General features: G+C 72.5%; 15 protein-coding genes. 6 read left to right on the top strand and 9 right to left on the bottom strand.

Annotation, left to right across the window (positions count from 1 at the left end; genetic code table 11):
- Window positions 1-12 precede the first annotated feature (12 nt).
- The 3 genes from exaC to ACPZVR_RS00795 are packed head-to-tail and all read left to right on the top strand — an operon-like array spanning window position 13 to window position 2,323.
- A complete protein-coding gene (gene exaC, locus ACPZVR_RS00805) occupies window positions 13-1,536 on the top strand; it encodes an acetaldehyde dehydrogenase ExaC (protein WP_436697662.1) in 1,524 nt (507 codons plus the stop codon).
- Window positions 1,536-1,943, top strand: coding sequence for a DUF779 domain-containing protein (locus tag ACPZVR_RS00800; protein ID WP_436697661.1), 408 nt, complete (start codon window positions 1,536-1,538; stop codon window positions 1,941-1,943). The genes exaC and ACPZVR_RS00800 overlap by 1 nt, the downstream gene beginning before the upstream one ends.
- Window positions 1,944-1,954: 11 nt before the next feature.
- Window positions 1,955-2,323 (top strand): VOC family protein, encoded by a 369-nt coding sequence (locus ACPZVR_RS00795; protein ID WP_436697660.1) that lies wholly within the window; start codon window positions 1,955-1,957, stop codon window positions 2,321-2,323.
- Between the two features lie 4 nt (window positions 2,324-2,327).
- On the opposite strand, the gene ACPZVR_RS00790 is transcribed toward ACPZVR_RS00795, so the two are convergent.
- The 4 genes from ACPZVR_RS00790 to ACPZVR_RS00775 all read right to left on the bottom strand — a co-directional run bounded on the left by ACPZVR_RS00790 (window position 2,328) and on the right by ACPZVR_RS00775 (window position 6,270).
- Window positions 2,328-2,903 carry a TIGR03086 family metal-binding protein gene (locus tag ACPZVR_RS00790; protein ID WP_436697659.1) on the bottom strand — a complete coding sequence of 192 codons (576 nt, stop codon included), beginning with the start codon at window positions 2,901-2,903 and terminating at the stop codon, window positions 2,328-2,330.
- A 66-nt stretch (window positions 2,904-2,969) separates the two neighbouring features.
- Window positions 2,970-3,404: a nucleoside deaminase gene (locus ACPZVR_RS00785; RefSeq protein WP_436698209.1), complete on the bottom strand. Its 435-nt coding sequence runs from the start codon at window positions 3,402-3,404 to the stop codon at window positions 2,970-2,972.
- A gap of 35 nt (window positions 3,405-3,439) precedes the next feature.
- Window positions 3,440-3,934 carry a tRNA adenosine deaminase-associated protein gene (locus ACPZVR_RS00780; protein WP_436697658.1) on the bottom strand — a complete coding sequence of 165 codons (495 nt, stop codon included), beginning with the start codon at window positions 3,932-3,934 and terminating at the stop codon, window positions 3,440-3,442.
- Window positions 3,935-3,993: 59 nt separating this feature from the next.
- Complete coding sequence (locus ACPZVR_RS00775; RefSeq protein ID WP_436697657.1) at window positions 3,994-6,270, bottom strand: sensor histidine kinase; 2,277 nt, start codon at window positions 6,268-6,270, stop codon at window positions 3,994-3,996.
- Window positions 6,271-6,596: 326 nt separating this feature from the next.
- On the opposite strand from ACPZVR_RS00775, the gene upp reads away from it, so the two are divergent.
- The 3 genes from upp (at window position 6,597) to pntB (ending at window position 10,405) form a co-directional block, all read left to right on the top strand.
- Window positions 6,597-7,241, top strand: coding sequence for a uracil phosphoribosyltransferase (gene upp, locus ACPZVR_RS00770; protein WP_436697656.1), 645 nt, complete (start codon window positions 6,597-6,599; stop codon window positions 7,239-7,241).
- Between the two features lie 188 nt (window positions 7,242-7,429).
- Complete coding sequence (locus tag ACPZVR_RS00765) at window positions 7,430-8,977, top strand: Re/Si-specific NAD(P)(+) transhydrogenase subunit alpha (RefSeq protein WP_436697655.1); 1,548 nt, start codon at window positions 7,430-7,432, stop codon at window positions 8,975-8,977.
- A 3-nt stretch (window positions 8,978-8,980) separates the two neighbouring features.
- Complete coding sequence (gene pntB / locus ACPZVR_RS00760; protein ID WP_436697654.1) at window positions 8,981-10,405, top strand: Re/Si-specific NAD(P)(+) transhydrogenase subunit beta; 1,425 nt, start codon at window positions 8,981-8,983, stop codon at window positions 10,403-10,405.
- A gap of 131 nt (window positions 10,406-10,536) precedes the next feature.
- Here the strand turns inward: pntB and thpR are convergent, their stop codons facing one another.
- From thpR to ACPZVR_RS00735, 5 genes are read right to left on the bottom strand one after another with little or no spacing between them, the layout of a single operon-like run.
- Complete coding sequence (gene thpR, locus ACPZVR_RS00755) at window positions 10,537-11,094, bottom strand: RNA 2',3'-cyclic phosphodiesterase (RefSeq protein WP_436697653.1); 558 nt, start codon at window positions 11,092-11,094, stop codon at window positions 10,537-10,539.
- A gap of 3 nt (window positions 11,095-11,097) precedes the next feature.
- On the bottom strand, window positions 11,098-11,832 hold the full coding sequence (locus tag ACPZVR_RS00750) for a VIT1/CCC1 transporter family protein (protein ID WP_436697652.1): 735 nt from the start codon (window positions 11,830-11,832) through the stop codon (window positions 11,098-11,100).
- Between the two features lie 59 nt (window positions 11,833-11,891).
- Window positions 11,892-12,266, bottom strand: coding sequence for a cupin domain-containing protein (locus ACPZVR_RS00745; protein WP_436697651.1), 375 nt, complete (start codon window positions 12,264-12,266; stop codon window positions 11,892-11,894).
- Entirely contained in the window at window positions 12,263-13,036 is a 774-nt protein-coding gene (locus tag ACPZVR_RS00740; protein ID WP_436697650.1) for an HpcH/HpaI aldolase family protein, read from the bottom strand. The genes ACPZVR_RS00745 and ACPZVR_RS00740 overlap by 4 nt, the downstream gene beginning before the upstream one ends.
- A complete protein-coding gene (locus ACPZVR_RS00735) occupies window positions 13,033-14,193 on the bottom strand; it encodes an amidohydrolase family protein (protein ID WP_436697649.1) in 1,161 nt (386 codons plus the stop codon). The genes ACPZVR_RS00740 and ACPZVR_RS00735 overlap by 4 nt, the downstream gene beginning before the upstream one ends.
- Window positions 14,194-14,270 lie beyond the last annotated feature (77 nt).

Genomic DNA, 14,270 nt, shown 5'->3' with positions numbered 1-14,270 from the left:
CAGGGAGCAGACATGACCGTCTACGCCGCGCCCGGACAGCCCGACTCGCTGGTCGCCGTCGAGAGCCGCTACGGCCACTTCATCGGCGGCCAGTGGGTCGACCCGATCAAGGGCGACTACTTCGAGAACGTCTCGCCGGTGAACGGCAAGGCCTTCACCGAGATCGCCCGCGGCACCGCGGAGGACGTGGAGGCCGCCCTCGACGCCGCCCACGCCGCCGCGCCGTCGTGGGGAAGGACCTCCCCGGCCGAGCGGGCCACCGTCCTCAACCGGATCGCGGACCGGATGGAGGAGAACCTCACGGCCCTGGCCGTCGCGGAGACCTGGGACAACGGCAAGGCGGTCCGGGAGACCCTCAACGCCGACCTGCCGCTGGCGATCGACCACTTCCGCTACTTCGCCGGCTGCATCCGCGCCCAGGAGGGCGGGATCTCGGAGATCGACGCGAACACCTACGCCTATCACTTCCACGAGCCGCTCGGCGTCGTCGGCCAGATCATCCCGTGGAACTTCCCGATCCTGATGGCGGTCTGGAAGCTCGCGCCGGCGCTGGCCGCCGGGAACGCCGTGGTGCTCAAGCCGGCCGAGCAGACACCGTGGTCGATCCTCAAGCTGATGGAGATCATCGGCGACCTGCTGCCCGCCGGCGTCGTCAACGTCGTCAACGGCTTCGGCGTCGAGGCCGGCAAGCCCCTCGCGTCGAGCTCGCGCATCGCGAAGATCGCCTTCACCGGCGAGACCACGACCGGCCGGCTGATCATGCAGTACGCCAGCCAGAACATCATCCCGGTGACCCTGGAGCTCGGCGGCAAGAGCCCGAACATCTTCTTCGACTCCGTCTCCGCCGAGCGCGACGCGTTCTACGACAAGGCCCTCGAGGGCTTCACGATGTTCGCGCTCAACCAGGGCGAGGTCTGCACCTGCCCGTCGCGGGCCCTCGTGCAGCGCAGCATGTACGACCGGTTTGTGCCCGACGCCATCGAACGAGTGAAGGCGATCAAGCAGGGCAACCCGCTCGACGACACGACGATGATGGGCGCCCAGGCGTCGAACGACCAGCTGGAGAAGATCCTCAGCTACCTCGAGATCGGCCGCCAGGAAGGTGCGAAGGTCCTCGCCGGCGGCGACCGGCTGGTCCTCGACGGCGACCTCGCCGAGGGCTACTACGTGCAGCCCACCGTGTTCGAGGGCGACAACTCGATGCGGATCTTCCAGGAGGAGATCTTCGGCCCGGTCGTGTCGCTGACCAGCTTCGACGACGAGGCCGACGCTCTGAAGATCGCCAACGACACCCTCTACGGTCTCGGCGCCGGCGTGTGGTCGCGCGACGGGTCCCAGGCCTTCCGCGCCGGCCGAGAGATCCAGGCCGGCCGGGTGTGGACGAACAACTACCACGCCTATCCGGCGCATGCGGCCTTCGGCGGCTACAAGCAGTCGGGCATCGGCCGCGAGAACCACAAGATGATGCTCGACCACTACCAGCAGACGAAGAACCTGCTCGTGTCCTACAGCCCGGACGCGCTCGGCTTCTTCTGATGAGCCCGACCCGCGGGGCACGGCGGGTGGACGTCACGGGTGAGGCGGTGGACCTGCTCCGCCGCCTCACCGCGGCCCACGGTCCGCTGCTGTTCCACCAGTCCGGCGGCTGCTGCGACGGCTCGGCGCCGATGTGCTACCCCGACGGCGACCTGCTGCTCGGCGATGCCGACGTCCACCTCGGCGACCTCGACATCGGCCTGGACCGGGCGGTGCCGGTCTGGATGTCGAGGGCCCAGTTCGCCTACTGGTCGCACACCCACCTGACGATCGACGTGGTGACCGGGCGCGGCGCCGGCTTCTCCCTCGAGGCGCCGTACGGCGTGCGCTTCCTCATCCGGTCGCGGCTGCTCACCGACGAGGAGCTGCGCGCGCTCCCGGGGCCGGGTGTCGGTGGCGGGGTCTAGCGTCCCGGGGCATGGCACTGACCCTGGGCATGATCACGACCGACTCCACCGACCCCGTTCCGCTCGCCGCGTGGTGGGCCGGCCGGTTCGGGGCCGAGGTCGACGACCCCTACGGCGGCGAGTTCGTCTTCGTGCGCGGGGGCTCGCTGCCGGTCGCGCTGGCCTTCCAGAAGGTCGACGACCCGAGCCCGGGCAAGAACCGCCTCCACCTCGACCTGGGCGCGCCTGACCTGGACGCCGAGGTCGAGCGGCTGGTCGCGGCCGGGGCCACGATGGTCGGGCGGCGCGGCGAGGAGGGCTTCTCCTGGGTCACGCTGAAGGATCCCGCCGGCAACGAGTTCTGCGTGGCCGGAGCCGACGAGGCCGCCGCCGAGCTCTGAGCCGTCAGCCGCGGCGGCCGAGCAGCGCGAGCAGCCGCACCAGCGGTGGAGCCCCGGCCGCGACGGGCAGCACCTCGCCGAAGGCGTCACCGCGGAAGGCCGCGGCCTCGGGCGTGGAGAACGGCTCCGCGAAGGCGAGACACGCGGCGACGTCCTCCTCCCGCACCGTGAACGGCACCCCGAGGGCGGTCGCGAGGTCCCAGCCGTGCACGACCACCTCGTTGAGGGCGACCGCCGCCGCCTCGGCACCGGACATCTCGACCGGGCCGGCCAGGGTGTCGCCGTCGTAGGCGGCGGGGTCGCGCCAGGCCTCCGCGAGCTCCGCCAGGCTCCGGTCGATCCGGTCCCGCCAGCCGGGCTCGAGCCGGGACGCATCGCCGCTGCCGCCCTGCTCGGCGCCCGGCACGGGCTCCTTGCGGGCGGCGCCGGTGAAGGCGAGGGCGAGCCCGCCGACGTGGTCGACCAGGTCGCCGACGGCGTACGCCGAGCACGGGGTCGGGAGTGCGAGCTGGTCGTCGCGCACGGCGGTCACCAGGTCGCGCATCGAGGCGGTGGCAGGTCCGAGGTCGAGGGTCGTCATGACGGGTACGGACCCGCGGCGCGGCCCGGACTCATCGGCGATCCCCGATCGGATCTCACCGGGATCTCACCGGCGGTGCGTGGCGAAGAACCCGTCCAGCAGCGCGGCGGCCTCCTCGGCCAGCACACCGGCGACGACCTCGGGCCGGTGGTTGAGCCGCCGGTCCCGCACGACGTCCCACAGCGAGCCGACCGCGCCGGCCTTGTCGTCGTAGGCGCCGAAGACCACGCGGTCGACGCGGGACAGCACGGCCGCGCCGGCGCACATGGTGCACGGCTCGAGGGTGACGACGAGGGTGCAGCCGGCCAGGCGCCACTCGCCTCGGGCCGCGGCGGCCTCCCGGAGGGCGACGACCTCGGCGTGGCCGGTGGGATCGGCGTCGCGCTCGCGGACGTTGCGCCCGGTGCCGACGACGGCACCGGCGGAATCGACGACGACCGCGCCGATCGGGACGTCGCCCGTGCCCAGCGCGGCGGAGGCCTCCGCGAGCGCCACCCGCATCGGCTCCACCCAGCGGGCGACCGGGACCGGCGCCGTCACGCGGAGGTGAGGCCGACGGCGTCGTCGAAGAGGTCGCCGAAGCCGAGGCCGCGGGCGATCTCGGACAGCATCTCGTCGGGGTAGAGCTCGTCGTCGTCGAGGATCGCCGCGAGGTCCATGGCGTCGACCCCGAGGTCGCTGAGCAGCTCCAGGTCGCCCGCGGGCTCGGGGTCGTCCTCGTCGTCGACCGCCGGCAGCCCGAGGTGCTCGACCACGATCGCGGCCAGCTCCCACTCGGTCGCCGCGGTGACGTCGGAGAGCATCACCCGGGTCCGTGGGCCCGCGACGCGGACCACGATGAAGAAGTCCTCCTCGACCGCCACCAGCCCCACCGCGCCACCGTCACCGGGGAAGCGACGCAGCGCGGCGGCCAGGGTGTCGACGTCGACGGCGTGGTCGGGCGCCAGCTCGGCGACCTGCCACACGCCCTCCTCGCGGTACGCGGCGAGGGCGAAGTCGACCGACTCGATGGCCGTCCCGCTAGCGGTCATGGCATCAAGCCTGACACGGGACGGGGCGCAGGGCCAGAGGGTTTCCCGGCGCGGGCGGCTCAGGGGCGCGCCGTGGCGGCGGCGGTCGTCCACGGGTCCTCGGCGCGCACCGGCCCGACCCGGACCAGCACCTGCTCGCCGTACTGCCGGATCTCGGGCCGGAGCCGGCGGTCCCAGTCGCGCGCGCGGGCGAGATCGGCGACCCGCGGGTCGTCGGCGACCAGGCGGAACTGCAGACCCTCGCCCTCCTCGAAGAGGGAGACGGTCACCGTGGCGCCCGGCGCGACCGCGGAGGTCGCGTCGACGAGATAGGTGCCCAACGCCTCGGCGACCTCGGCCGCGATGTCCTGGGTCCCGGCTCGGACCTGGAGGTTCACGCCGCGTTCTCGAGCGGCCAGCAGCGCCTGGCAGAACCAGGCGCCGACGTGCACCAGCTCGGGGGCGAGCAGGACCACCTGACGCAGGTAGGTCTCCTCGCGTCCACTGCGCCGCCGCGCCTCCGCCGACGCGGGGTCCATCGACCCGCCGAGCTCCCGCAGGAGCTTCGTGGCGCTCTCGATCCCGGCCAGGCGCCAGCGCGCGCGGATCAGGGCGGCAGCCGCCTGGACCTCGGCGGCCTCGTCGGTCCGGACCGTCAGCTCGTGCTCGCGGACGCCGCGGGACGCGATCCGACGGAGCTGGTGGTTGAACAGGCACCATCCCGCGACCCAGACCAAACCGGTGATCAGGACGACCGCCGTCGTGGCCCTGGCCGTCGGCGTGTCCGCGAGCACCAGCGCCGCCGCCACTCCGACAGCGGCATAGGCGAGCACCCCCCACGCCACGGCCCGGCGCGATCGGGCACCGGCGACGAGGACGAACAGCGGGCCGATCGGCGCCACGGCCTGCCACGCGAGGTTGTAGCCCGTGCCGAAGCCGACACTGGATCCCGAGACCAGGAAGGCGATCGGCGCGACCGCCACCAGTGCGGCCGTCGCGGCGCGGGTGAGCCGCTCGCTTCGCCGCCAACTCCGCCACACCATCGCGGTGCTGGCGACGACGAGAACGACCAGCAGGTAGTCCGGGGAGAGCTCCCCCGGATGGTTCGACGCGCCGATGACGACCCCGCCCGCCGCGACCAGCGAGGACATCAGGAGCGCGCCGATCATGCGGATCCGGTCGACGTCGCCACGGAAGTCGGTGGTCTCCTCCCCTCGTCCGGCCCCGGGGCGCCACACCATCTCCGCCCGGACTCCCTCTCCGGGCGCCGCGTGGAGGTCGAGGTCGATCCCCTCCTCGGCCAGGCGCGCCCGGACGGAGGTCGCGAGCCCACGCTCTCGGGTGCTCGTCGGCGCGAAGCCCCGGCCGTGGTCACGGACGACGACCCGGATGCCGTCGCCCTCGTCACGGATGTCGACGATCGCCTCCCCCACGCCGGCGTGCTTCTCGGTGTTGGTGACCAGCTCTCCGATCGCACCGCCCAGCGCGGACCGTACGCCGACGGGGAGCTCCGCCCAGCGCGCGGCGAGTGCCGCTCCCGCGAGTCCGGGAAGGGAGACGTCGATCGCCCGTCGCGCGAGCGGCTCGTCGGGCGACGCTGACGCGGCGGCCTCGCGCGCGGAGGCGCTGATCAGCTGCTCCAGGACGAGCGTGTCGGCGCGGCACCGGACCCGGACCGCCTCGACGTCCGCCACCGCGGAGCCGCCGCGGGCGACGGCCGCCAGCGTGTTGATCGCGGTGTCGTGGACCCGTCGCTGCTCCTCGGCGGCCCGGCGCAGGGTCGCTCGCTGGGCGTCGAGCCGCACCAGCGCCCGCACCGATGCGTCGTGGTTCGCGTCGACCGACCGGGCGAAGCGCAGCAGCGGCTCCAGGCCGGGGCGCCCGACGACGATGGCCAACGGTCCGGTCACCGCGGCCGAGATCGAGACCCGGACACCGTCGTCGGGTGATGCGAGGCTCAGCGCGGCCGCGGCCAGCAGACAGCACAGGATCGAGAGCACGAGGTCGGAACGACGCCGCAGCAGCAGCCCCTGGGCCACGGCGGAGAAGACGAAGATCTGGTAGGTCGCCACCGCGAACGGGGTCGAGGGACCGGTGGTCTGGGCCCAGTCGAAGACGAACACGGCGAGCTGGAGCAGGAAGACCCACCGTGCCGGGATCTTTCGGAGCACGCCGGCGGCAGCAGCGACGACGAGGAGAGCGGCGTTCACCGCCACCATGAGCGTGGGGTCGTGGTGACGCTCAGGACCGACGAAGTACGCCGCGATCACGACGGGCGTCCACACCACGATGCCGGCGAGGAACGCTCGGCGGACCGCCTGCTGGAAGCTGGCGGTCGCCCATCCCCGATCGGTCACCCTGCCTCCCCCTCCCTCACCCGAACTGGCTCGACCCGGCGACCGGCGTCGGTGGAGCACCAGGAAGGTACCGAACGCCCCGCCGGCGCCGCTGTCGACACCTCAGCCGGTGACCGGCGCGGCGTACCAGATCGTGCGCCCGGCCCAGCGGCCCGGCCCCAGCGGCCCGGCCCCAGCGGCTTGCCCGAGCACCCGACGACCACGAGCTGCTCCGGACCCCAGCTGCGGAACGTCTTGCGGCGCGGGACCCGGCGGGCGGGGTAGGACCGGCGCTGCGTCCCCCGGTAGCAGGCGGTGCCGCCGGCAGCGGCACTAGGCTCCGGTGCATGCGCACCCTCGTCGTGGACCACCCCCTCGTCGCCCACAAGCTGACCGTGCTCCGCAACAAGGAGACCGACTCGCCGACGTTCCGGTCCCTGGCCGACGAGCTGGTGACGCTGCTGGCCTACGAAGCGACCCGCGACGTCCGGGTCGAGCCCGCCCGGATCGAGACGCCGGTCGCGCCGACCACGGGCACGCGGCTCGCGGCTCCCCGGCCGCTGGTCGTGCCCATCCTGCGCGCGGGCCTGGGCATGCTCGACGGCATGGTCCGGCTGCTGCCGACCGCCGAGGTCGGCTTCCTCGGGATGGTCCGCAACGAGGAGACCCTCGAGGCGACGACGTACGCCGAGCGGCTCCCCGACGACCTGTCCGGCCGGCAGTGCTATGTCGTCGACCCGATGCTGGCCACCGGCGGCACGCTGGCGGCGGCGATCCGCTTCCTGGTGGACCGCGGCGCCGACCACATCACGGCCGTGTGCCTGCTCGCCGCCCCCGAGGGCTGCGCCCGCCTCGAGGAGGAGCTGGGCGACCTCGACATCCCCGTGACGATCGTGACGGCGGCCATGGACGAGCGGCTCAACGAGAAGGGCTACATCGTCCCGGGGCTCGGCGACGCGGGCGACCGGATGTACGGGATCGCCGCCGGCTGACGCGTCGCGGCGCGTCTCCCGCGAGTACCACCCCGCGAGCCACCCGGGAGACGCCTCCGCAGGCACCCCCGACCGGTCGGGCGCAAGGGTGTGTCCCTAGATGTTCGTCACACGTAAGACGCCCCCCGAGAGGGGGTGCGCTCTGTGTAGGTTGGCTCGCGTTTATCCACAGAAGGGCTGGAGGCTCGATGCTGATCGGCATCCCGCGCGAGTCGAAACAGGGCGAAACCCTGGTAGCGGCGACCGCAAAGACCGTAACCCAACTGACCAACCTCGGCTACGACGTGATCGTCGAGTCGGGCGCCGGCGAGCTCGCCGACCAGCCCGACGGCGCGTTCACCGAGGCCGGCGTGCGGGTGGGGACGACCCAGGAGGTGTGGGCCGCTGACGTCGTCGTCAAGGTCAACGCCCCGACCGACGAGGAGATCGCCCGGCTCCGCCGCGGCGCCACGATCATCTCGATGATGGCGCCGGGCCGCAGTCCCGAGCTCCTGGAGAAGCTGCGGGCGCAGGGCGCGACGGCCCTGGCCATGGACGCGGTGCCGCGGATCTCGCGTGCCCAGTCGATGGACGTGCTGTCCTCGATGGCGAACGTCGCGGGCTACCGCGCCGTCGTCGAGGCGGCCCACGAGTTCGGCCGGATGTTCACCGGCCAGGTCACCGCGGCCGGCAAGATCCCGCCGGCGCGCGTCTTCGTCGTCGGCGCCGGCGTCGCCGGCCTCGCCGCGATCGGCGCCGCGTCCGCGATGGGCGCCATCGTCCGCGCGTTCGACGTGCGTCCCGAGGTCGCCGAGCAGGTCGAGTCGATGGGCGCGCAGTTCGTCCACGTCGACATGGAGCAGGAGGTCTCCTCCGACGGCTACGCCAAGGAGATGTCCGAGGCCCAGGTCGCCGCGACCGCCGCGATGTACGACGAGGAGGCGCGCGCCGCCGACATCGTCATCACGACCGCGCTGATCCCCGGACGCCCGGCCCCCAGCCTGCTCACCGCGGAGACCGTCGCCGGCATGAAGAACGGCTCCGTGATCGTCGACATGGCCGCGGCCAACGGCGGCAACGCCGCGGGCACCGTGACCGACCAGCGGGTCGTCACCGAGAACGGCGTCACGATCCTCGGCTACACCGACCTCGCCGGTCGTCTGGCCGCGCAGACCTCGCAGCTCTACGGCACCAACATCGTCAACCTGCTCAAGCTGCTGACCCCCGAGAAGGACGGCATCCTCACGCTCGACTTCGACGACGTCGTCCAGCGCGGCATCACCGTCGTCGACGGCCGGGAGGCGGACGCGCAGATCACCTGGCCCCCGCCGGCCGTGCAGGTCTCCGCCGCACCCGCGGCGGCCCCGGCCGCGGCCGCGCCCGCCCCGGAGCCCAAGGCCCCGATGTCGGCCGGCACCAAGGTCGGCCTCGTGCTCGGCGCCATCGGCCTGTTCTGGCTGGTCAACGCCCTGGCCCCGACCGAGGACCTCCGCCGGCACTTCACCGTGCTGATGCTGTCGATCGTCATCGGCTACTACGTCATCGGCAAGGTGGCGCACGCCCTCCACACGCCGCTGATGTCGGTCACCAACGCGATCTCCGGCGTCGTCGTGGTCGGCGCGCTGGTCCAGGTCGCGAGCGACGACAAGCTCGTGGTCGGCCTCTCGGCCGCGGCGATCCTGCTCGCCTCGATCAACATCTTCGGTGGCTTCGCGGTCACCCGGCGCATGCTCAGCATGTTCAGCAAGGGGGCCTGAGCCATGGACATCATCTCCATCACCGGCGCGGCGTACATCATCGCCTCGCTGCTCTTCATCCTCTCGCTCGCCGGCCTGTCGAAGCACGAGTCGGCCAAGAACGGCCTGACCTACGGCATCGTCGGCATGGCGATCGCGCTCGTGGCCACGGTGGCCGCCGTCATCGACGTCAGCGAGTTCCTCGACGACCGCGCCCTGGTCATCATCCTGATGCTCGCGGCCATCGCCATCGGGGCCGCGATCGGCCTGTGGCGCGCCAAGATCGTCGAGATGACCGGCATGCCCGAGCTCATCGCGCTCCTGCACTCCTTCGTCGGTCTCGCCGCGGTGGCGATCGGCTGGAACGGCCACATCCTGGGCTCGCACGAGTCGATGGACAGCCTCGTCAACATCCACGAGGCCGAGGTCGCCATCGGCATCTTCATCGGAGCGGTCACCTTCACCGGCTCGATCGTCGCGAACCTGAAGCTGTCGGCGAAGATGAAGTCCGCCCCGCTCATGCTGCCGGGCAAGAACCTCATCAACATCGGCTCGCTCGTGCTGTTCGCGGTCCTGACCGCGGTCTACGTCTCGATGGACACCCACGACAACACCTCGGCCGACCTCCTCCTCGGTGTCCTGACGCTGCTCGCCCTGGCGCTCGGCTGGCACCTCGTCGCCTCCATCGGCGGCGGCGACATGCCGGTCGTGGTGTCGATGCTCAACTCGTACTCCGGTTGGGCCGCGGCCGCCTCGGGCTTCCTGCTGGGCAACGACCTGCTCATCGTCACCGGTGCCCTCGTCGGCTCCTCCGGTGCCTACCTGTCCTACATCATGTGCAAGGCGATGAACCGCTCGTTCATCTCGGTCATCGCCGGTGGCTTCGGCATCGAGGCGCCCGCGGGCGCCGACGTCGACTACGGCGAGCACCGCGAGATCCAGGCCGACGCGGTCGCCGAGCTCCTCGCCGGCGCGTCCTCGGTGGTCATCACGCCGGGCTACGGCATGGCGGTTGCGCAGGCCCAGTACCCGGTCGCCGACCTCACCTCGAAGCTGCGGGCCAAGGGCGTCGACGTCCGGTTCGGCATCCACCCCGTCGCCGGTCGCCTCCCGGGCCACATGAACGTGCTGCTCGCCGAGGCCAAGCTGCCCTACGACATCGTGCTCGAGATGGACGAGATCAACGACGACTTCCCCGAGACGGACGTCGTCCTGGTCATCGGCGCCAACGACACCGTCAACCCGGCGGCCTCCGAGGACCCGTCCTCCCCGATCGCGGGCATGCCCGTCCTCGAGGTCTGGAACGCCAAGGACGTCATCGTCTTCAAGCGGTCCATGGCCGCGGGATACGCCGGCGTGCAGAACCCGCTGTTCTTCCGCGAGAACAGCCAGATGCTGTTCGGTGACGCGAAGGACAAGGTCGAGGAGATCGTGCACCACCTCAACTGACCCCGGTCGTACGTCGAGGGCCCGGTTCCGCCAGCGCGGACCGGGCCCTCGGCGTGTCACGCGCCGCCGAGGCGCCGACAGCGGTCAGGTGGACGCGTGGGCGGCATGGGGCAACAGCGGGCTCGAGCAGGCTAGGGCAGGATCTCGGCGAGGGTCTCGTAGCGCGGCGAGCGGCGAGGCCCCTCGCCGAGATGGGAGGCGACGACCTGGACCGCCCGCAGCGGCCACGCCGGGCCGGCGTACGTCTCCAGCAGCCGGACCCAGCTGGTCAGCTCGGTGGGTCGGCCGCCCGTGCGCGCGACGGTGACGTGCGGCCGGAACCGCTGGCCGTCGACCTCGATGCCGCAGGCCACGGCGGCGTTGCGCGCCCGGACCGAGGCGGTGGCGAGGACGTCGGTCCCACCGGCGACGCCGGTGGCGAGCACCCGGCCCTCGGCGACGTTCGGGAAGACCACGGCACCGGCGAGGGACAGCTCCGCGGGCGGGATGCCGTCGAGCGCCTCGGCCAGGCGGTCGACGTACCCGTCGACGCGGTGGTCGGCCGCGTCGGCCATGAACGCGAGGGTGACGTGCAGGTGCTCGGGCCGGGTCCAGCGGAACGACGCCGCGGCCCGGCGGGGGTCGAGGAAGGCGTCGAGATGCTCGACGGCCTCGTCCGGAGGGACGACGGCGGTGAAGATCCGCGACATGGGCTAGACCTGGGTGCCGACCAGCTGGCCGATGCCGTGGGTGACCGCCATGGCCAGCAGACCGCCGGCGACATTGCGCACGACCGCGCGACCGGTCGAGCCGTAGCCGAACCGGGCGCTGAGCCAGCCGGTCAGGACCAGGGCCGCGACGACGGCGACGACCGTGACCGGGACGCGGGCGTCGGCCGTCACCAGGACGATCGTCAGCAGCGGCAGGAGGGCGCCGACCGTGAACGACAGCATCGACGCGAAGGCCGCCTTCCAGGGGCTGGTGAGGTCGTCGGGGTCGATGCCGAGCTCGACCTCGGCGTGCGCGGCCAGCGCGTCGTTGGCGGTGAGCTGGCGCGCCACCTGGAGGGCCAGGTCCGGGTCGAGGCCCTTGTCGACATAGAGACCGGCCAGCTCGGCGAGCTCGTCCTCGGGATCCTCCCGCAGCTCGCGGCGCTCCTTGGCCAGCAGTGCCTCCTCGGAGTCACGCTGGGTGCTGACCGAGACGTACTCGCCGGCGGCCATGCTCATCGCTCCCGCCGCCAGGCCGGCGATGCCCGCGATCAGGATCGCCGACCGGTCGCTCGTGGCGCCGGCGACCCCCAGCACGATGCCCGCCGTCGACACGATGCCGTCGTTGGCGCCGAGAACACTCGCCCTCAGCCAGTTGAGCCGGTCGTTGAAGCCCTGCTCGTGGGGTTCGTCCTCGTGGGGCCCGATCGCCTGCCCTGTCGCGTCCGCATCGACCACGCCCTCATGATCCCCCACGACGCGCTCCCGGCGCGATCCAGTTCCGCCGACCCGTCGGGTCAGACGGGGAGCTCGAGCTTCTCCAGCAGGTCGGCGCGGGGCGGCACGAAGTAGTCGATGTTGACGCAGGGGCCCTCGGTCGGCTCGACGTAGTGCTCCGCGCCACGGGGGACGAGGAGGAAGGAGCCCGGGCCCATCTCGTGCGGGGTCCCGGCGACGTGGTAGCGGCAGCGTCCCGAGGCGATGAAGACGAGCTGGTCGAAGTCCTCGTGGGAGTGCGGGTTGAGCGTCATCCCCACCTCGAGCTCGTGGTGGGCGATGAGGACCTCGTCGGTGGCGAAGATCCGACGCCGGACGCCGGGCCGGATCTCGCGCTGGGGGATGTCGTCCCAGTTGACGACCTTGCCGAACAGCGACGGGTTGAGTGCGGTCACGCTTCCTCCTCAGATGCGACGGGTACGACGGCCCCCAGGCCGTGGGCGAGCAGCTGCAGGTCCGAGCTGACGAGCAGGTACGACGCCGTGGCGAGTCCCAGCCGGTCGGCGTCGGCGAGCGCGCCGGCCCAGCCGCCGAAGGCCACGTCCGCCTCCGCCGCTGCCGCGCCTACGGCGCCGACAGCGTCAGCCATCACGTCCGGCGGGGGCAGGCCGAGGCTGACGGCGAGGTCGGTGGTGCCGACGAAGGCCACGTCCAGCCCGCGGACGACCTCGGCGAGCGGCTCGTCGACCCGGGTCTCGATCTGGCCGACCAGGAGGGGCGGGTCGGCGGCCTCGATCCGCAGGAAGTCCGCGAGCGGTACCGACCCGAAGCCGGCCGCCCGGTTGGCCAGGCTGACCGAGCGGGCCCCGGTCGGCGCGAACCGGCATGCGTCCCGCAGCCGCGCGGCCTCGGCGGCCGAGCGGAGGGTGGACAGCTGGATGCCGGCAGCGCCGTTCTCCAGCAGACGCGCGACGAGCGGCGCGTCGACCTCCGGCAGCCGCACCAGCGCGGGGATACCGCACAGCACGGCGTGCCGGACGAGGCCGATCGCGTCGCGCTCGGTCAGGGTCGAGTGCTCCAGGTCGACGACCACCAGGTCGAGTCCGGCGCGTCCGGCCAGCTCGACGACGTCCGGCGAGGCGAGCTTGACGAAGATGCCGACCTGGCGGCGCCCGCCCGTCAGCCCCTCGCGGACCTGTCGCCGCAGCCGGTGGACGGTCCTCACGCCGTCACGCCACCTCGCCACGGCGTGGTCTCGACGAGCGCGCCGTCGTGGAGGACGGTGGTCGGCTCGAGTCGCGGCGCGACGATGCTGTTGCCGGAGGCGTCCGGGAGCGTGACCTCGCTGGTCTCGGTGAGCACGGTGACGTTCGCCCGGCCGCCGACCTCGAGCCGTCCGTAGCCCTCCTCCTCGAGACCCAGGACCTGCGCCGGCACCACGGTGGCGCGGCGGATGCACTCGTCGAGCGGAGCGCCGAGCGCACGCAGCTTGGAGATGCTGGTGACCAGGTCGAAGACCGGTCCCCGCCAGTTCCGGGCGCTCGTGTCGGAGCTGAGGATGTCGGGCAGGAAGCCGTCGGCGATCGCCCGGCGGGCGATCTCGAAGCTGAGGTTGCTCTTGCCGTGGGCGGAGTCGAACAGGACGCCGCGCTCGCGCGCCGCCATCACCCCGGGCAGCACGGTGCCGTCCTCGGCGAGGATGCCGTGCGGCTTGCCGGTGTAGCAGTGCGCGACGATGTCGCCCGCCCGCAGGTAGTCGAGCACGGCGGGCACCGGCTCCTCGGTCTCGCCGATGTGGACCATCAGCGGCAGGCCGGCCTGCTCGGCCAGGCTGACCGACTTCTTCAGCAGCGCCTGCCAGTGGTGGCCGACGACATCCTCGGAGAGGCGGATCTTGAACCCGCGTACGACGTCGGGGTGGGCCGCGGCCACGGCGAGGGCGTCGTCGACCACCAGGGTGTCGGGGTTGAGGAGCTCGCCGAAGCGGAAGTCGATGAGACCGAGCACCGAGACGTTGAGGAAGTTGACCACGCGGATCGCGTTGCCCTCGACGACGACCTTGCGGAAGGCGTCGAACGTCGAGGCACCCGCCGTGCCGGCGTCGGCGACCGCGACGACGCCCCGGCGCAGGTGCGCCTCGTCGGCGGGGGCGCCGACCTTCGAGACGTGCTGGAAGATGTGGCTGTGGCCCTCGACCAGGCCCGGGACGACGGTCGAGCCGGAGCAGTCGATGACCCGGGCGCCGGCGGTGGCGAGGTCCGGGCCGATCGCGGCGATCGTCGTACCGCTGACCGCGATGTCGGCGCGCTCGTCGCGCCCCGAGGCGGGATCGAGGACGGTGCCGCCGGTGAGAACGAGGTCGTACCCCTGCGTGTCGGACATGCTGCTGGCTCCTTGTGAAGGTCGTGGCTGGGCCGGAGGGAACGGGCGGATCCGGGACGGATCACCCGGAGGGTCGG

Source organism: Nocardioides segetis (assembly GCF_051390595.1).
Taxonomy (GTDB): Bacteria; Actinomycetota; Actinomycetes; order Propionibacteriales; family Nocardioidaceae; genus Nocardioides.
The sequence above is the reverse complement of the archived record's forward strand: the minus strand, read 5'-3'. Positions and strand labels throughout refer to the sequence as shown.

Coding starts and splice junctions, on each gene's coding strand:
- exaC (WP_436697662.1), top strand. CDS start 13: ATGACCGTCTACGCCGCGCCCGGACAGCCCGACTCGCTGGTCGCCGTC.
- ACPZVR_RS00800 (WP_436697661.1), top strand. CDS start 1,536: ATGAGCCCGACCCGCGGGGCACGGCGGGTGGACGTCACGGGTGAGGCG.
- ACPZVR_RS00795 (WP_436697660.1), top strand. CDS start 1,955: ATGGCACTGACCCTGGGCATGATCACGACCGACTCCACCGACCCCGTT.
- ACPZVR_RS00790 (WP_436697659.1), bottom strand. CDS start 2,903: ATGACGACCCTCGACCTCGGACCTGCCACCGCCTCGATGCGCGACCTG.
- ACPZVR_RS00785 (WP_436698209.1), bottom strand. CDS start 3,404: ATGCGGGTGGCGCTCGCGGAGGCCTCCGCCGCGCTGGGCACGGGCGAC.
- ACPZVR_RS00780 (WP_436697658.1), bottom strand. CDS start 3,934: ATGACCGCTAGCGGGACGGCCATCGAGTCGGTCGACTTCGCCCTCGCC.
- upp (WP_436697656.1), top strand. CDS start 6,597: ATGCGCACCCTCGTCGTGGACCACCCCCTCGTCGCCCACAAGCTGACC.
- ACPZVR_RS00765 (WP_436697655.1), top strand. CDS start 7,430: ATGCTGATCGGCATCCCGCGCGAGTCGAAACAGGGCGAAACCCTGGTA.
- pntB (WP_436697654.1), top strand. CDS start 8,981: ATGGACATCATCTCCATCACCGGCGCGGCGTACATCATCGCCTCGCTG.
- thpR (WP_436697653.1), bottom strand. CDS start 11,094: ATGTCGCGGATCTTCACCGCCGTCGTCCCTCCGGACGAGGCCGTCGAG.
- ACPZVR_RS00735 (WP_436697649.1), bottom strand. CDS start 14,193: ATGTCCGACACGCAGGGGTACGACCTCGTTCTCACCGGCGGCACCGTC.